The sequence below is a fragment of the Tolypothrix sp. PCC 7601 genome, assembly GCF_025677855.1.
Classification (GTDB): Bacteria; Cyanobacteriota; Cyanobacteriia; order Cyanobacteriales; family Nostocaceae; genus Aulosira; species Aulosira diplosiphon.
This window is the reverse complement of record NZ_CP064879.1, coordinates 2146416-2163400: the sequence shown is the minus strand read 5'-3', so window position 1 is coordinate 2163400 and position 16985 is coordinate 2146416. Positions and strand designations below refer to the sequence as shown.

Genomic DNA, 16985 nt, shown 5'->3' with positions numbered 1-16985 from the left:
TTACCTCTTTAACCAACGCTATTGATAAATCCACGCCCAAATATCAGGGTATTGTGGCAGTCTGGAAATAGGAAACACCTGCGACTTATGGGTAAAGTGGGTAATAAGCGAATGGCTACCTTATTAAAAACAATGAAAAGGTGGGCTAAAACAGCCTTTTGTACATCAACTAATGAAAAAGTTGCTGTTGCTAAAACTAAAATTCAAGAATCTGAATGGTTAACTGCTAGACAGCGCTTTTTATGGCAAAGGTTGCAATTATGGCTATTACTCGGGCTAATTTGCTTACTTACCTTTACTTTGCGTAATATTTATGACTTATATTTTCCTTTAAAGGAATTTGACCAATTACCAGAGGCGTTCAGAACCCAAGGATTGTTGATCAATCTTGCTATGCTGGTAATTCTCATTATTTGCTTTAGCCTGCACAGAACTCAGTTTGGTCAGCGTTATCCGGGACTATTGTTTGTAGGGTCTTCTTGGTCAATTAGCCTCGCATCACAGTTATTTGCTACCATCAAAGGCTTTGCATTCCCTGATACCCTGGGTTGGTCACTGCTGTTTTTAAGCCAAGCTACATTTATTCCCGTTTCCTGGCGTTTGCATTTGATGTCTCAGGTGGGTTTGCTGATTTACTATTTTGGTGTCAATACAATCTTAGGACTACCAACCCCAATACCAGAACATCCAGAAATTTATAATGTCACGTTTATCTTGTACGTTTTTTGGCTATGTGCAATCTGCGATTTGGGTGTTTATCTTTACGATCGCCTACAACGCTCAGATTTTTATGCTCATCAAGAATTAGAATCGGCTTATCAAAAGCTGAAGGTTGCAGAAGCAAAATATCGCAGTATCTTTGAAAACGCTGTGGAAGGGATTTTCCAAAGTAGTCCCGATGGTAAGTACATTACAGCTAATCCTGCCTTAGCTAAGATTTACGGTTACTCATCGCCAGAGGAAGTAACAGCTAACTTCACTGATATTGAGCATCAACTATATGTTAACCCCAACCGTCGAGCTGATTTTGTCCGCCTGATTGAAGAGAATGGTAGCATCTCAGAATTTGAATCCCAAATTTACCGCCGAGACGGGAGTATTGTTTGGATTTCCGAAAAAGCTTACGCAGTTCGCGACGAACAGGGAAAGCTGCTTTACTACGAAGGACTAATTGAAGACATCACCAAGCGCAAACAAGCTGAAGAAGCCTTGCGAGTCTTTTTCCATGCAGTTTCTCACGACTTACGCAACCCAGTACTAGGTACTTTAATGGTACTGAAGAATTTACTGGCAAACCCAGACAGCAAAGTTACTATTTCCCGTTCGATTTTAGAACGGATGGTACAAAGTAGCGATCGCCAACTCAGCTTAATTAATTCTTTACTGGAAGCCCATAGCAGTGAAGTACAGGGGATAGCTATACAACGCCAGTCAGTACAACTACACACAGTTATCGAAGCTGCGATCGCGGATTTAGAACCGATGCTAGCAGAAAACCAAGCGACACTGAAAAATTCAGTCACCGCAGATTTACCATTAATTAACGCCGATCCGACACAACTGTGGCGTGTGTTTTGTAACTTGATTGTCAATGCAGTGAAACACAACCCCCCTGGGTTAGAGTTGAGAATTAACGCCACCATTAAAGAAGACAAGATTTATTGTACAGTCAGCGATAACGGTGTCGGCATCAGCCAGCAACAAAGCGATCGCTTGTTTGACCTTTACTATCGGGGTAATACCTCTCGTAACTCTGTCAGTTTGGGATTGGGATTATATCTCTGTAAGCAAATTATCCTAGCTCATAGTGGCGAAATCGGCTTAAATAGCGCTTTAGATAAAGGTGCAACCTTCTGGTTTACATTGCCAATACAGTAGTCATCAAATAACTGAGAGGTGTTTGGTAATTGGTAATTGGTAATTGTCATTTATCCTTATTCTCCTCATCCTTCATGCCTAAATTGTTAAAAAAGTATGACATTTTTTTGTAGCTAAAGTTACTATAATTGTTGCTCAGAAATGAACAACTTTATTTATGTCATATAACTCCCCTAATTAAGTGGAGTTTACACCCCTTTATAGACAATAATTATCAGCAACTCACCCATATAAATATCAGTAACTTAGGGGAAATTAAATCAAATTAACGGTAATCACATCGGGATAGTAAACTTATAAATCAGCCCGTAAAAACCCTATTGACTCCTCAAAAATATGAGTCTAATGTGATAGGTAGTCCTTAGTAGGACTACTCACAATGCATCAAAAAGTTAGGAGGTATTTCCTATGATGATGATGATGGCTGAATCCATGACAACCGAAATGCAAACTTGCATGGATGCTTGTATGGAATGTCATAAAATGTGCATGGAAGCCATGACTCATTGTATGTCTATGTTCAAAGGCGGTAAGCAAATGGACATGAACATGATGAGCATGATGGGCATGATGCGCGACTGCGCTGAAATGTGCATGATGTGCATGAACATGATGATGGGCGGTTCCGAATTTATGGGACGCACTTGTATGTTATGTGCAGAAATGTGCGATCGCTGTGCAATGGCTTGCGAACAAATGAGCGACAATCCTAAAATGATGGAATGTGCTGCTGCTTGCCGCAAGTGTGCAGAATCTTGCAGAATGATGCAAATGATGCCTGCTTAATTTCAATAACTCGCAGAAGTTGAATCTGCAACCTAATATTCAAGCGCTCAGGCTCACAAAGTCTGGGCGCTTGAAGTATATTGATAGAAAAAAGTGCATAATAAAGAATTAAAATAACAAGTATCAATAGGTATATTAACTATTGAGAATTTCAATATTTAAATGATTGCGATCAAAATGAAATAAATGCAGAACTGATACTAATTTGAAAAAAGAATGCGACAGATTGTAGGGGCACGGCGTGCCCTCTGGAATATATTGATGCGTCACGAACATTTTTTGATTTGGTATCACTTATTAAAGAAGCCAGAAGAATTGGGGGAGAATCCCCCAAACCCCCTCCAAAATTATTGTTCGGTTTTTTTGTTGAGTAATACCAATTTGAAAAAAGAATGCAACAGATTGTAGAGGCACGGCACGCCGTGCCCTCTAGCATATCTTGATGTGTCGCAAACATTATTTGAATTGGTATGACCTTGACTCAAAAATCTACAGGAAAGATGACAATGGTTAGTAGCCTTAAAGAACTAATTGATGAGTGAGAATTGGGTCACAGTAACGATCCAGAAGAAAGGTTTATTAGTAGCGGTGTGAGTTGAGAAATCTATGAAGCTGACGAATTTGAGCAGGGGTTGAAAGCAGCCGATGAACGCCAGCAATAGCCCTGACAATTAAAATCTGTAATTAGACGTAGGCAAGAGTATATTACGTCTGTATAAGGGTAGGTAATGAAAACCGATAAATTTGGTAGGTTGGTAATAGGATGGGTGAAATTAAAATTTCCTGTCTGAATTACCAAGGATTTGCTTATGAATTATCAGAAGCTAGACGCTGCCCTAGCCACAGCCCTTAATGATGTATCAGACCCAGAAACACCAAGTTTGACAGTATTTATCCATACCGAACCTATTTTAGATGCTGACGCAACTGCTGTCTTAGAAAATCTTAATGTGGCTGACGTAACTCCAGAAAAAGATACTTTTACAGCCACCCTTTCCGCCAATGCAATTGACCAGCTATCTGCACAACCTTGGGTACAATATCTCAAGTTATCGCAGAAATTGCATTTAGTTAACACCAGGTTAAATTTCCGTAAATTGGGTGTTTAATTTACTATTTAGCGATCGCACTCTTATTAGCTATGTTTCTATACAGTTAAACACTGCATATTAAGAGTTGGCAAAGACTAAGCAAAAATATTGTGAACAGAATTTGACAATTTTTCTGAAAACTATAAGTAGCTACTTTGTTCTTTGTAAAACCTTGAGCATAGTAAGGCTTACTGCCTGAGAAAGTGGGTTTTGTTAAAAAAAGCTAAGTTGTTAATATAGAGAGATTGCCGAGTTGTCAAACTTGATTGGCGATCGCATCTTTTTCCCAGGTGTTAATCAATACATAGCTTTTGATGTGCTATTTATTGGTAGCGACATATATCACCGGCAGCATTCTGTAAAATTCACTAACTATAATCTTTGATCCCCCCTTACCTATGGTGGCAGACAGTCCTAAACTTAAGGTGAGAGTTGAAAGGCAGTCGGGAGACATTTTGTGAAAAAAGTTATAGCAATCATTCTCGGTGGTGGTGCAGGTACTCGCCTTTACCCGTTAACGAAACTACGTGCTAAACCAGCCGTACCAGTGGCAGGAAAGTACCGCTTAATCGATATCCCTGTCAGCAACTGCATAAATTCCGAAATATTTAAAATCTACGTCCTGACACAATTCAACTCAGCTTCTCTGAATCGCCACATTGCTCGTGCTTACAATTTTAGTGGCTTCAGTGAAGGCTTTGTGGAAGTATTAGCAGCACAGCAAACCCCAGAAAACCCCAACTGGTTCCAAGGTACGGCTGATGCTGTGCGTCAGTACATCTGGTTGTTGGAAGAATGGGATGCAGAAGAATATCTAATTCTTTCTGGCGATCACTTGTACCGCATGGATTACCGTGAATTTGTCGAACGCCATAGAGAAACGGGTGCCGATATTACTCTCTCAGTTATACCTATCGACGATCGCCGCGCTTCGGATTTCGGCTTAATGAAAATCGATCAATCCGGTAGAGTGGTTGACTTTAGCGAAAAACCCAAGGGCGAAGCTTTAGCTAAAATGCGCGTTGATACTACCATCCTGGGATTAAGCCCAGAAGAAGCCCAACGCCAACCCTACATCGCCTCGATGGGAATTTATGTCTTTAAAAAAGATGTTTTGATCAAATTGTTGAAAGAATCTTTAGAAAGTACAGATTTTGGCAAAGAAATTATTCCTGATGCTGCTAAAGATTACAACGTTCAAGCTTACTTATTTGATGATTACTGGGAAGATATCGGAACCATCGAAGCCTTTTATAATGCCAATTTAGCTCTGACACAACTACCCCAACCGCCCTTTAGTTTCTACGATGAAGAAGCGCCAATTTATACCCGCGCTCGTTACTTGCCTCCCACTAAGCTGTTAGATTGCCAGATTACCCAATCCTTGATTGGTGAAGGTTGTATTCTGAAAAATTGTCGCATTCAACATTCAGTTTTAGGAGTGCGATCGCGCGTTGAATCTGGTACTGTCATCGAAGAATCCCTGATTATGGGTGCCGATTATTACCAATCTGCGATAGAACGCCGCCAATGCAATACAGTCCCAGAAGAAATTTCTGTAGGAATTTGTGCAGATAGCATCATCCGCCGGGCAATTATTGATAAAAACGCTCGCATCGGTTGTGATGTGAAAATTATCAATAAAGACAACGTCCAAGAAGCAGATCGTGAAAGCCAAGGCTTCTATATCCGCAGCGGCATTGTCGTCGTGTTGAAAAATGCCGTAATTCCCGATGGGACAATCATTTAGTGATTAGTCATTGGTCATTGGTCATTGGTCATTAGTCAAGATTTATTGATTAAGGACTAATGACATACAAACTGTAGCAGTAAATTTCCTCCCCACAGGTGTACTGTTGTTGGTAATTATTTGTTTTCGACAAATGACTAATGACTAATGACAAAACTCTTGTTGTTGATTGGTCTTCCGGGTAGCGGTAAGTCAACTTGGGTAAAACGATTGCTCGCAGAATGCCCCCAAACACAGCTGATTTCTACAGATGGCATTCGGGGGCAGTTGTTTGGGAATGAAGCGATTCAAGGGCATTGGCTGCTGATTTTGCGAGAAATTCGGCGGCTATTACACCAGGCTCAAACCCAAGGGAAAACAGTGATTTACGATGCTACTAATGCCCAGCGTCGCCATCGCCGTGAAGTGATTGCCCTAGCGCGTGAGTTCGGCTTTAGCCACATTACTGGGTTATGGGCAGATACTCCAGTATGGCTGTGTTTAGCACGAAATCAAAAGCGCGATCGCCAGGTTCCTGAAGAAGTCATTTTCAAAATGCATCGTCAATTACGGGACGCACCCCCAACCGTAGAAGATGGACTCGATAGCCTAATTCGCTTATCAGGATTGCGGGAGTACGGGAATCGCACTCATCCTACGAGCGAGAACCCCACTTGATTTTTGATGATGTTTGTTAATTTAAAATCAGAATCTATTTGCTGGGCATTATACCTGGCAAATAACATATCTAACATCTTAGAAATAGAACATAACAGAAATTTCTACAGGAGGCTGGTAGATGGCTGCAACCGACTTCAAAGACTATTACGCAATTTTGGGAGTAAGTAAGACTGCCAGTCCAGAGGAAATTAAACAAGCTTTTCGGAAATTAGCCCGCAAGTTTCACCCTGATGTTAACCCAGGCAATAAACAGGCAGAGGCAAGTTTTAAAGAAGTGAACGAAGCCTACGAAGTTTTGTCAGACCCAGACAAGCGCAAAAAATATGACCAATTTGGTCAATACTGGAAACAAGCTGGTCAAGGCTTCCCCTCTGGTGCTGGTGTGGATATGGGCGGTTTTGACTTCAGCCAATACGGTAGTTTTAATGACTTCCTCAATGAGTTATTTGGTGGTGCTGGCCCTCGCAGTAACCGTCAAAACTATTCTTATAGCACTAGCACTTCTTCCAGAAGACCAGGCGGTTTTGGCGGTTTTAACGATTTTGGCTTCCAAGATATGGGCGCAGGGACTAGCCAAGATAGCGAAGCCACAATTACACTGACTTTTGCGGAAGCATTTGCTGGGATTCAAAAGCGCTTTAGCTTAGGTAATGAAACTATAGATGTACGTATACCTGCGGGTGCGAAAGCTGGTACGCGTTTGCGTGTGCGTGGTAAAGGTCAAATCAATCCCATGACTCAACAAAGGGGTGATTTGTACTTAAAAGTGGAACTTCAGCCTCATTCCTTCTTCCAATTTGAAGGCGATAACCTCATCTGTGAAGTTCCCATTACACCAGATGAAGCTACCTTAGGAGCTTCTATTGATGTTCCCACACCCGATGGTTCAGTGAATGTAAAACTACCTGCGGGAGTACGTTCTGGCCAATCCCTGCGTTTGCGTGGTAAAGGTTGGCCCCTAGCCAAGGGTGGACGTGGCGATCAGTTGGTGAAGGTGGCGATTGTCCCACCAAAAGATATGAGCCAACAAGAGCGCGAGTATTATGAAAAAATCCGAGCTATACGCACCTACAACCCCCGCAGTCATTTGCAGCAAGTCAAGCTATAACTTTGCTGCAGTTGTAAACAAACAAAGCCTGCTGATGCAGGCTTTAACATAATTAGGTTGTCAATCAAATGAAATAAATAAGTTTGTATCGTTAGCCTTTGAGCGATTGAGAATGGTTGCTTGACTGATGCAGTGTGGTATTAGATTTGCCCCAAATCATTATTTTGCAAGTAGTTGCAAAATTACCAGGGTTTCAAGATGATTTCTGGAGTTATTCCTCAACATTCTCCAATGCATTAGGCTTATGCCCGGCTTTTTTCCCTGTTTTGTCGCTTTCTACCAAATATTCTGGATTGTCGGGAGAAGCGGCTACATGATGCCCTTTAATATCAGTAGGCGAAGTAATCTTTTCTTGCACTTCACCAGTGGTTTCACCTTGCGCTGTATTCCACTTCACCTTATCGCCTTTCTTAAACTCTTCAGTCATGGGTTATTCTCACTGCTGTTTTATACCTGCTCATTATGTTGAACTTGTACAAAAAATTAATCACTCGATAGACATAAAACAAAGCTAAGTAGGGCGCTGCATTTAAAGATAAATAGTCATGGTCATTTTCACTTCAACGCTTTACCTTTTGAAACTCAATTTTTCGGTAATAATGACCACGGAAAACTGCATCAGCCTGTAGAGCTTTCACAAGTACCAACTCTATATAAGTGCCATTTCACCTACTTTTATTTTTACTTTATAAATAAATACAGTTCAGAAAATTAATTGATAACAAAACAAAAAAACTAGTTACTCAACAAAAAAACAGAACAATAATTTTGGAGACAATACTTGTCAGTTAAGGGGAAAAAGAGGAAGGGGAAAAGGGAAAGCAAAAACCTTTAACCCTTAACCTTTAACCTTTTCCCCAAAATTGGTTTTGGGGAAAAGGTTAACCGAGTAGTATTGATTTTGGAGGGGGTTTGGAGGACGCAACCGTCACCCAATCGGGGGTTTGGGGGAGAATCCCCCAATTGATCTGGCTTCTTTAATAAGTGACAATCAATCGCTAATGAGCTTAACTGAACTGTATTACTTCATAAATAACCTCTTAGTATTGCTCAAATTCTCCAGTTATGGGATAACAATCCCAATTTTTTCTTTTTGGGAGTACGGTAAACCTCATAACTGATATTGATGAGTATGAGTCAAAATTAATCTATCTCAAGGGAAAGCCGCAAAATAGCCGGAGTACGGTAAACTGCAATACTAAACTGCTGAAGCGACGATTACAATAAAAACTATAAAGCAAGTGGAGGAGCCACCAGGATGCAAGTTACATACGACCCTGATAAGCGTAAATTGCTATCCTCTCTATGTCATGGGGCGATTTTCTTTAGTACAACATTGTTTTCTATTGGTATTCCCATCGTAATTAATATTATTTCTGATGACCCAGTTGTCAAAAGCAACGCCAAAGAGTCGATTAATTTTCACTTTAATGTTTGGTTTTGGGCTACTGTAATTGGAGTACCTATTGCGGTTCTATCTTTCCTGACTTTTGGCCTTGGCGGAATTTTATTCTTCCCGGTTGTAGCTTTGGGTTTTGCAATCCACTGGGGATTAACAATCTGGGCGCTATTTCACTGTCTCACAAACCCAGATGAACCGTTCCGCTATCCGTTTATTTTTAGAGTTTTTTAATCTTACAAACTACAGATAAAAGAGGATGTTTGCCCAAGGGATGATACTTTCATCCCTTTTTTTATCAGGATGCGATCGCAGTTTTATTAAAATTAAAACTCTAATATTTCTTTAATAATGCTCTTCAGGTCTTTTTCCGCAGGACGTTTTGCAAACTGCTCATGATTATAAATCCATACTAGCTTGATTACATAATCAATCGTATTCACCAAGTACATCAATCTAACTTGTCCAGAAGCACCTTTACCAGCTTTTAACTCTAGTTTGTGAAATGTCCATCCTTCAGGTAACTGAATTTTTGCAGGTAAGGGTTCATTGCGAGAATTTATTGGATATGGATCATCAATTAAACCTTCTAAAACTTCCCCTAACATCTCCACAAAATCGCTTCCTAGAGCTTTCGCCAGTTTTTTAAAAGAACGCCTAAAATTATCAGATTCCTCAATCGAGAAGGGATTTGAGCCAGTCACGCACTTCTCCTTTAGAAACACGAGTTGAGGGTTCTGAATTAATAGCTTCCTCTAAAGTTTGAGACATTACCGATTCATAAGCAGGGTTTTCTCTCTCGATAATGTCAAGCTTCTGATAACCCAAAGCTTTCATATCGTCTAAGCGAATAGGCTCAGTTGAACTGGCTTGAGGTGCTAAACCCTTGCGAGCCTTTTTCCAAGGAAACTCACCATGAGTCATATCACTCAATCGATATGCATGGTAGCCTCCAAAATGTTCCCAAATCTCTTCTAAAAGCTTCTTCTGTTCCTCAGCAATCTGTAACAAAAAATCCTTACTAGGAACAGGTAACTGATTAGCTTCAAATTCACTATAAAATCTGTATGCAGGTGGACAAACTGGGCCATATCGCCAAGCCTGAATCTCTTCATCAAATAATGGCTCATCATACAGTGCCAAATGCAAGCTTTGTGAATAATATAGTAGCTTTTGTACCTTCATATTGGTCATTTCAGCTTCTATACCATCCTCATAAGCTTTAACAATAAAGTAGCGAGCTATATTGAGACAATCAAGCATAACTCATATCTGCAATTAGCAAGTTTTTATGGGAACTTTTATATATTATTATAACTGAAGTTCAATTAATTTAGTACAAAAATACTATTTTGATAGCGATCGCACTTTGCAAGCATCACAAAACTGGATGTGAATTTAAAATAAAACATATAAAGCTTTTATTTACTAGTCCATGTCGCCAAATATTCAAAAATATTTTATTCAGAAAACTCCAGGAATTTGCGGAGGTAATGCACGCATCCGCAATACTCGCATTGCTGTTTGGACTCTAGTTTCTTTTCGTCAGCAAGGTGCTTCTGAGGAAGAATTATTAAGAAATTATCCGACGTTAACAACTGAAAATTTAGCCGCAGCTTGGTTGTATTATAAAGAACATCCACAAGAAATTGACCAAGTAATATCAAATCCGCTTAAATAACTCCTTTTTTATCGAACCGCATTCGCGAAGCGTCTCGCAGAGAAGACACAAAGAACGCAAAGAGAAGAGGAGTAAGAAGATAAAGGGGTAAAGAAGCCGGATTTGGTATAATAACTGACGAAGGATAATCTGAAAAAGTTTTATACTAATGAAAATTTTCTGTCATATTGAGGTTAATGATTACATAAGCTTAGTTATGATGTGTTGATATTATTTAAGATTGGAATTCTTTAAAAAATTGAATATCTACATCAAAGGTTTTTCGAGGCAATAAGCCAAGTTCTAAATTTTCAAACATATCAAGCAGTTTATCTCCATGAACTAGTTCAAGAGGCGGTACACCATCTCGTAAAGCTTCCTTTTGAGCATCTGGTGTAAAAGTACCTGTTGTTATAATTATTCCTTTATCAGCCCTACCCATCATCGCTCCTCGAAAATCTCTCACTTGCGAAGATGAGACAGAACCAGCATATCTCTTGCATTGAAAAAGTACTTTAAAACTGACAAATGGATTTATTTGCAAAATTCCATGTCCATCAATACCTCCATCTCCAGAACGTCCTGTTACTATAACTTGCTCAAAACCAGATTCTCTTAAAAGGCGTTGACATAGACGTTCAAAGCCTGATGGAGGTAATGAAAGAAGAATTTCAAGAAGTTTCTTACGATATGATGAGTCATCATTAATAGTTATTTCATGTGGAGCAATGCTTTCCTCTACTTCCTTATCTTCTTGTGCTAATTCTCCTGAAGAATCTCTATCAGTCTGAAATTCAGCATGAACCTTTTTAAAAATAAGTAACGCATCATCGAATGATAGAGACTCAATTGCTCTACCGTTATCGTTAAGACTCCAAACACCACGTTTAGAAGAATCCATTAAACCAAATTTCACAAGATAAAATCTAGCCCATGCAACTTGATTATCAAATCGGGGCGCGCCACCCTCAAGCAATTCTGTTCTTTCTTGTTCAGATATGTTTAATCTTTTTGCAATGAAATCCCTCACCTCAGAAGGACGACCAGAACCGCCTAATTCTTGAAGTGCTTCTATTACTGGTGAAAAGAATCGAACAAATTTAGGCCCGTTCATTATAAGTTTTACTATTAAAAATAGATCAAAGGTGGGTTAAGCAAAAACCTAACCCACCTTAACCTATAAATTATTAAGGCTATCAAAGGTAAATAAAATACCTTATGTATCAGCAATTAACTCAACCCAGCTTTCAAATCACTCAGCGCTTGTGTTAAAGCCTCTGGTAACTTACTCGCATCACGTCCGCCAGCTTGAGCTAAATTTGGTCTTCCACCACCGCCACCGCCGCAAATTTTGGCAACAGCACCGACAAATTTACCAGCTTGCAAACCTTTCTTGTTCACCTCTGCACTAAAGGCTGCAACTATACTCACTTTCCCAGCTTCGGGAACTGAACCCAACACCACCGCACCGTTACCGATTTTTTGTAATAAGCGTTCGGCTGCGGTCTTCAAGGATTCTGGATCGACATCATCTAGTTGGGCGACGATGATTTGATAATCGCCTACAGATTGAGATGTTTGTAGCAAGCTATCAGATTTGGCGATCGCTAATTGTCCTTTCAAGACATCCAGTTGTTTTTGGCTGGTTCGCAGTTCGTTTTGCAGAGTTGTGATTCTCTCTGGTAGTTCTTCGGGTTTGACTTTAAAGCGATCGCTTAAATCTTTGACGACTTTATCCCGTATATTCAGATAATCTAGTATTGCCGGGCCAGAAACCGCTTCAATGCGTCGCACCCCAGAAGCCACACCAGCTTCGGAAATAATCTTGAAAACGCCTATCTCCGCAGTATTACTGACATGGGTGCCGCCGCACAGTTCCATTGATACGCCTGTAAAGTCAATCACCCGGACTTCATCACCATATTTTTCGCCAAACATGGCAACAGCGCCTCTAGCTTTGGCTTCTGCTAAAGGTAATATTTCTATCTTTGCACTGTGTGCCTCGGCAATCCAAGTATTTACTTGTTCTTCAACTTGCTGGACTTCTTCTGCTGTTAAAGCGCGGGGACAGTTGAAGTCAAAGCGCAATCTGTCGAAGGAAACCAAAGAACCTGCTTGGGAAATACCTTCATCAACAATTTTCTTTAACGCTGCTTGTAACAGGTGAGTTGCAGTGTGGTTAGCTTGCAGACGACGACGACAAGCACGGTCAATTTGAGCAGTTACAGCATCTCCTACTCGGATTGTACCGCGTTCGATGCGCCCGAAGTGGATAAAGAAATCCGATTCTTTTTTCACGTCATCAACTCGAATCACCACACCATCACCGGAGATATAACCGCGATCGCCTATTTGTCCCCCAGATTCGGCATAGAATGGGGTCTGATCCAACACCAGTTGTATTTCTGTGCCGGCTTCTGCTGCTTCTTGAGCTACACCACCCACTAACAGCGCTTCGACTTTGGCAGTGGCTGTAGGTTGGGTATAGCCTAAAAACTCGGTGGCGTGGATATGTTCTGCGAGTTTATCCAGGGAACCTTGCACCGTTAAATCGATGGTTTCATGGGCAGCTTTGGCACGTTCCACCTGTTTTTGCATTTCGGCATTGAACCCAGCTTCATCAACGGTGAGGTTGTTTTCTTCGGCAACTTCTTGCGTCAGTTCTAAGGGAAAGCCGTAGGTGTCGTACAGAGTAAAAGCACTTTCACCACTAATTTGGGTTTTACCTTGCTGTTTCACCTGTTGAATAATTTCTTCCAGCAGTTTTTCCCCTCTATCCAGAGTCCGCAAAAAATTGGCTTCTTCCCGTTGCAGTTCGGCTTTAATTGCTGCTTCTCGTTGTCGCACATTGGGGTAAGCTGATTCGGAAAGTGCGATCGCACTTTCGGCAACTTGGGTAGTAAATTCTCCAGAAATCCCGATTAATCGCCCATGACGCACTAACCGGCGAATCAGTCTCCGTAATACATAACCCCGTCCCACGTTGGAGGCGCGGATTTCATCAGCAATCATGTGGACAACAGCACGCACATGATCACCAATTACTTTTAAGGAGACTTTGGTTTTCTCGTCGCTGCTATGGTAATCAATCCCCGCAATTTGGGCTGCTGTTTGAATAATCGGGAAAATTAAATCAGTTTCGTAGTTATTAGGGACTTTTTGCAGGATTTGGGCCATGCGTTCCAAACCCATACCCGTATCAATGTTTTTATTTTGCAGTGGTGTTAAATTCCCTTCGGCATCCCGGTTATATTGCATGAAGACGAGGTTATAAAATTCGATAAACCGGGAATCGTCTTCTAAATCAATGGTGTCATCGCCGCGTTCTGGGTGGAAGTCGTAGTATATCTCAGAACAGGGGCCACAGGGGCCAGTGGGGCCAGATACCCAAAAGTTATCATCTGCACCCATGCGCTTGATTCTAGCTGGTGTTACACCGATTTGATCGCGCCAAATTGCATAGGCTTCGTCGTCTTCTTCAAAGACGCTGACAACTAGGTTATTGGGGGAAAAGCCAAAAACTTGCGTGGAGATTTCCCATCCCCAAGCGATCGCTTGTGCTTTAAAATAATCTCCAAAGCTGAAGTTACCCAGCATCTCAAAAAACGTGTGATGGCGTTTAGTGCGGCCGACGTTTTCGATATCGTTGGTGCGGATGCATTTCTGGGAAGTAGTGGCGCGGTTAAAATCCGGCGTACGTTGTCCCAAGAATATTGGTTTAAATGGTAGCATCCCCGCGATCGTCAGCAGCACAGTTGGGTCTTCAGGCACAAGGGAAGCACTTGGGAGAATCTGGTGTCCCCGTTGAGCAAAGAAGTTAAGGAATTTTTGGCGAATTTCGTTACCGCTGAGGTTTTGGGGATTGGAAGACATGGATTTTTACAAGGTGAGTATCAATAAACTGGGAAGGTAGACAGAGGATCTTGCTTCGCTTTTACAGACAAAGTATGCCGCAATCCAGGACATCTGTGCTAAAAGTTTGCCACTTTCTCATATCTAGCACTATTCTCAAGAACTTTCGGGTGGAATATTACACGACTTAGGAACTCCCAATAAAAAATATCCCATTGCTTTTGCAGATTGGGGAGAAAAATCTATATTGTGGCGTATCTGGATTATTTGCATATATCTCTTTATGCTTATATATTTTTCCATTTTCAGGAATCTTGGAGTCAGCCAATCACAGGCAAATTTTCCTGAAATAGCATAAAAATCTGTTTTTCCCATGCCTAATGCCCAATGCCCATTTTCAATCTAAGAACCTGAATTGTAGAAGCCGCTATGTACTAAAATTGTCTACCCGCAAAATCACCTAACTCTAGTAGGATGAGCAATTTTTACAGAGACGATAATATTAAACCTTAAGAAGATATTAAGATTTTTTTTGAGGTTAGATTAATGGCATTAAAACTGAAAGTACCGAATATAGCTTGTGAAGACTGTGCAGCTAAAATCAGTAAATCAATTCATGTCATGGAACCTGATGCCAAGGTAGATGTAGATGTTAACGACAAAACTGTTACTGTAGAATCTGCCGCTTCCGAGGAATCCATCAAACAGATTATTGTTGCTGCTGGTTATCAAATTGAAGGTTATTAATCCTAAGATTAGCCTTCAGAGAAATTTACATCTCATAAATTTTGACACTCAAATAATTTGTTGCTGTGATTGTCCGTCTCCCACCGAGGCGGACAATCTGCTATTTAAGGACAGATAACTAATAACTACCTAGGTAAAATATTTTCTTGCAAGATTTTGGACTGGTTAAAAGTTGCAAAAATGACCATTAACCCTTGACTCTTGACCATTAACCCTTGACTCTTAGCCGTTTATCCCTTTAGCATATGATATATATACTTGTTACCTAAGTCGTGATAAATTTGGGTATAGTCACGGTTTATTTGGTTATTTGTGTAGAATTACTGATAGCCTTTGCAAATATTGTATGAAGAAGTAACTGATTAACTGTATACTCAATATCAATACTTTGAACATAGAAAGACTATGACTTACTTTGTGTTATCCAATAATGCAGCAATATCAAGGCTTTATGATCAGGAAATGATGATTCAGTATTTTAATGGATATAAGATTTTATCAAGTTAGTAGATATATCGGTTTTCACTAAGGAATAAAAATTTTTATCTTTTTTTAAATTTTGTGCATCAGTAAGTTTTTATCTTGAGAATATGCTGGTTTTTATCAATCATTAAATTACATATTTGGCTACCAATGTTTAATACATGGAAAATACATAACCAATTTTGTTCTCCCCAGTAATATTCAGTAATTATACTGTTTGAAAATTATTAGGTAAAAGCTGAAAGTATTTTCATCCGACCTTTTGTTGTAAGTAGAGTTGAGGTAAATTCTTAAAAGGAGATTAAAGTTATCAGAAAAAATTAAATTAGGTAGTAAAACAAACAAATATAGGGTAAACCTCCCTAACCGAAAACACTGATATACTCAGTATTATTTAAGTAAACACAGCAAGTTTTACCAAATCATCCTTTTGAAATTTTAAATAGGGTAAAAAGCAAAGCAATGAATATTTCCATTCTGGTCTTTGGGTGCCATAAATTTCTAAACACACTTCCAGATCAGATCCGTTATGCCACAGCTTTTAACGTAGAAGTTATTGACAATTTTGATCGGGCAGTTTCATATATTAAAAGCACACCACCAGACATCATAATTGTGCAGGCTAGTATTGATGGCAGTATAGAACTATGTACCTGGTTGAAAGACCAAGTCAAGCTATCTTGGATATACTGCATTCTCTTTGAAGACCGTTCTCAGTACATCATTGAAAGAGCTAACTATGGCTGGGAATGGGATTTAGAAATGACTTCCTCTGCTTTAAAACAGGGAGCTGATGCTTATATTTGGCAAGTGAATGCAGAAAAATCAATCAATAATTTAGCAGAAATAACTGCTAATCACCGACTCATATTAGCTCAATTGTCAGTTGGCTTACGCAAGGCAGAAAAGTATCGCGATCTGATGCGGAAAAATGATTTATTATCATCAATTGCCTTAGCAGATTCCTTGACAGAACTCAATAACCGTCGCGCTTTAGAATGGGATTTGCCAAGACAAATTCAAAAAGCTCGCGAACAGCAACTTTCTTTGAGTTTAATTATTTTTGATGTAGATTTCTTTAAGAAAGTCAATGATACCTATGGACATTTAGTAGGCGATCGCTTGTTGCAATTATTGGCTATTCGTGTCAAACACAATTTACGCTTCCAAGATACAGCTTTCCGCTATGGCGGGGAAGAATTCGTGATTCTTTTAGCTAATACCTCTGGCGAAGAAGCCGCAATTGTGGCGCGTCGTCTGAATCGTATAGTTAGCGAACAACCATTTGCGATTAACAATCAACTGAGTATTAATGTCACCATTAGTTTGGGTACTGCTTCACTCCAAGGTGACGATGACACGCAAGGAATGAGCCTATTGCATCGTGCCGATCAGTGCCTTTTAGAAGCTAAAAGCAGCGGACGTAATCGTGTCATTAGTTGGGAAAACTTCTGCCGTATCCCATATTTACAAGTCGCTTCTTCATAGAATTAAGATTTAATTCTGCTATTGCTATTTGGTATTGGACATTTCTTTTTAATAAATTTATTCCCACCATTGAGTCCCTGGTT

General features: G+C 40.1%; 16 protein-coding genes. 10 read left to right on the top strand and 6 right to left on the bottom strand.

Going from position 1 to position 16985, the window contains the following annotated elements:
* Positions 1-111 precede the first annotated feature (111 nt).
* The 6 genes from HG267_RS09055 to HG267_RS09030 all read left to right on the top strand — a co-directional run bounded on the left by HG267_RS09055 (position 112) and on the right by HG267_RS09030 (position 7273).
* Positions 112-1878, top strand: a complete 1767-nt coding sequence (locus HG267_RS09055) for a sensor histidine kinase (protein WP_081584100.1) — start codon at positions 112-114, stop codon at positions 1876-1878.
* A 408-nt stretch (positions 1879-2286) separates the two neighbouring features.
* Entirely contained in the window at positions 2287-2664 is a 378-nt protein-coding gene (locus tag HG267_RS09050) for a ferredoxin (protein WP_045873006.1), read from the top strand.
* An 809-nt stretch (positions 2665-3473) separates the two neighbouring features.
* Entirely contained in the window at positions 3474-3773 is a 300-nt protein-coding gene (locus HG267_RS09045; protein ID WP_045873004.1) for a hypothetical protein, read from the top strand.
* 439 nt (positions 3774-4212) lie between these two features.
* A complete protein-coding gene (locus HG267_RS09040; RefSeq protein WP_045873003.1) occupies positions 4213-5505 on the top strand; it encodes a glucose-1-phosphate adenylyltransferase in 1293 nt (430 codons plus the stop codon).
* A 147-nt stretch (positions 5506-5652) separates the two neighbouring features.
* Positions 5653-6162 (top strand): AAA family ATPase, encoded by a 510-nt coding sequence (locus tag HG267_RS09035; protein WP_045873002.1) that lies wholly within the window; start codon positions 5653-5655, stop codon positions 6160-6162.
* A gap of 121 nt (positions 6163-6283) precedes the next feature.
* Positions 6284-7273: a DnaJ C-terminal domain-containing protein gene (locus tag HG267_RS09030; protein ID WP_045873001.1), complete on the top strand. Its 990-nt coding sequence runs from the start codon at positions 6284-6286 to the stop codon at positions 7271-7273.
* 211 nt (positions 7274-7484) lie between these two features.
* On the opposite strand, the gene HG267_RS09025 is transcribed toward HG267_RS09030, so the two are convergent.
* On the bottom strand, positions 7485-7700 hold the full coding sequence (locus HG267_RS09025; protein ID WP_045873000.1) for a DUF2945 domain-containing protein: 216 nt from the start codon (positions 7698-7700) through the stop codon (positions 7485-7487).
* Between the two features lie 831 nt (positions 7701-8531).
* On the opposite strand from HG267_RS09025, the gene HG267_RS09020 reads away from it, so the two are divergent.
* Entirely contained in the window at positions 8532-8906 is a 375-nt protein-coding gene (locus tag HG267_RS09020) for a DUF4870 domain-containing protein (protein WP_045872999.1), read from the top strand.
* A 92-nt stretch (positions 8907-8998) separates the two neighbouring features.
* Here the strand turns inward: HG267_RS09020 and HG267_RS09015 are convergent, their stop codons facing one another.
* Together HG267_RS09015 and HG267_RS09010 are read right to left on the bottom strand one after the other, a co-directional pair.
* Positions 8999-9376, bottom strand: a complete 378-nt coding sequence (locus tag HG267_RS09015; RefSeq protein WP_045872998.1) for a hypothetical protein — start codon at positions 9374-9376, stop codon at positions 8999-9001.
* Entirely contained in the window at positions 9348-9935 is a 588-nt protein-coding gene (locus tag HG267_RS09010; protein WP_045872997.1) for a Panacea domain-containing protein, read from the bottom strand. The genes HG267_RS09015 and HG267_RS09010 overlap by 29 nt, the downstream gene beginning before the upstream one ends.
* 172 nt (positions 9936-10107) lie before the next feature.
* Here HG267_RS09010 and HG267_RS09005 point away from each other — a divergent pair, with 172 nt between their 5' ends.
* On the top strand, positions 10108-10353 hold the full coding sequence (locus tag HG267_RS09005; protein WP_045872996.1) for a DUF433 domain-containing protein: 246 nt from the start codon (positions 10108-10110) through the stop codon (positions 10351-10353).
* A gap of 214 nt (positions 10354-10567) precedes the next feature.
* On the opposite strand, the gene HG267_RS09000 is transcribed toward HG267_RS09005, so the two are convergent.
* From HG267_RS09000 to HG267_RS08990, 3 genes are all read right to left on the bottom strand, one after another.
* A complete protein-coding gene (locus HG267_RS09000) occupies positions 10568-11446 on the bottom strand; it encodes a restriction endonuclease (RefSeq protein WP_045872995.1) in 879 nt (292 codons plus the stop codon).
* 116 nt (positions 11447-11562) lie between these two features.
* Complete coding sequence (gene alaS / locus HG267_RS08995; protein ID WP_045872994.1) at positions 11563-14205, bottom strand: alanine--tRNA ligase; 2643 nt, start codon at positions 14203-14205, stop codon at positions 11563-11565.
* Positions 14206-14340: 135 nt separating this feature from the next.
* Positions 14341-14559, bottom strand: a complete 219-nt coding sequence (locus HG267_RS08990; protein ID WP_045872993.1) for a hypothetical protein — start codon at positions 14557-14559, stop codon at positions 14341-14343.
* Between the two features lie 171 nt (positions 14560-14730).
* Between HG267_RS08990 and HG267_RS08985 the strand changes: the two genes are divergently transcribed.
* Entirely contained in the window at positions 14731-14931 is a 201-nt protein-coding gene (locus HG267_RS08985) for a heavy-metal-associated domain-containing protein (RefSeq protein ID WP_045872992.1), read from the top strand.
* A gap of 945 nt (positions 14932-15876) precedes the next feature.
* Complete coding sequence (locus HG267_RS08980) at positions 15877-16902, top strand: GGDEF domain-containing protein (protein ID WP_045872991.1); 1026 nt, start codon at positions 15877-15879, stop codon at positions 16900-16902.
* The last annotated feature ends 83 nt before the right edge of the window (positions 16903-16985 follow it).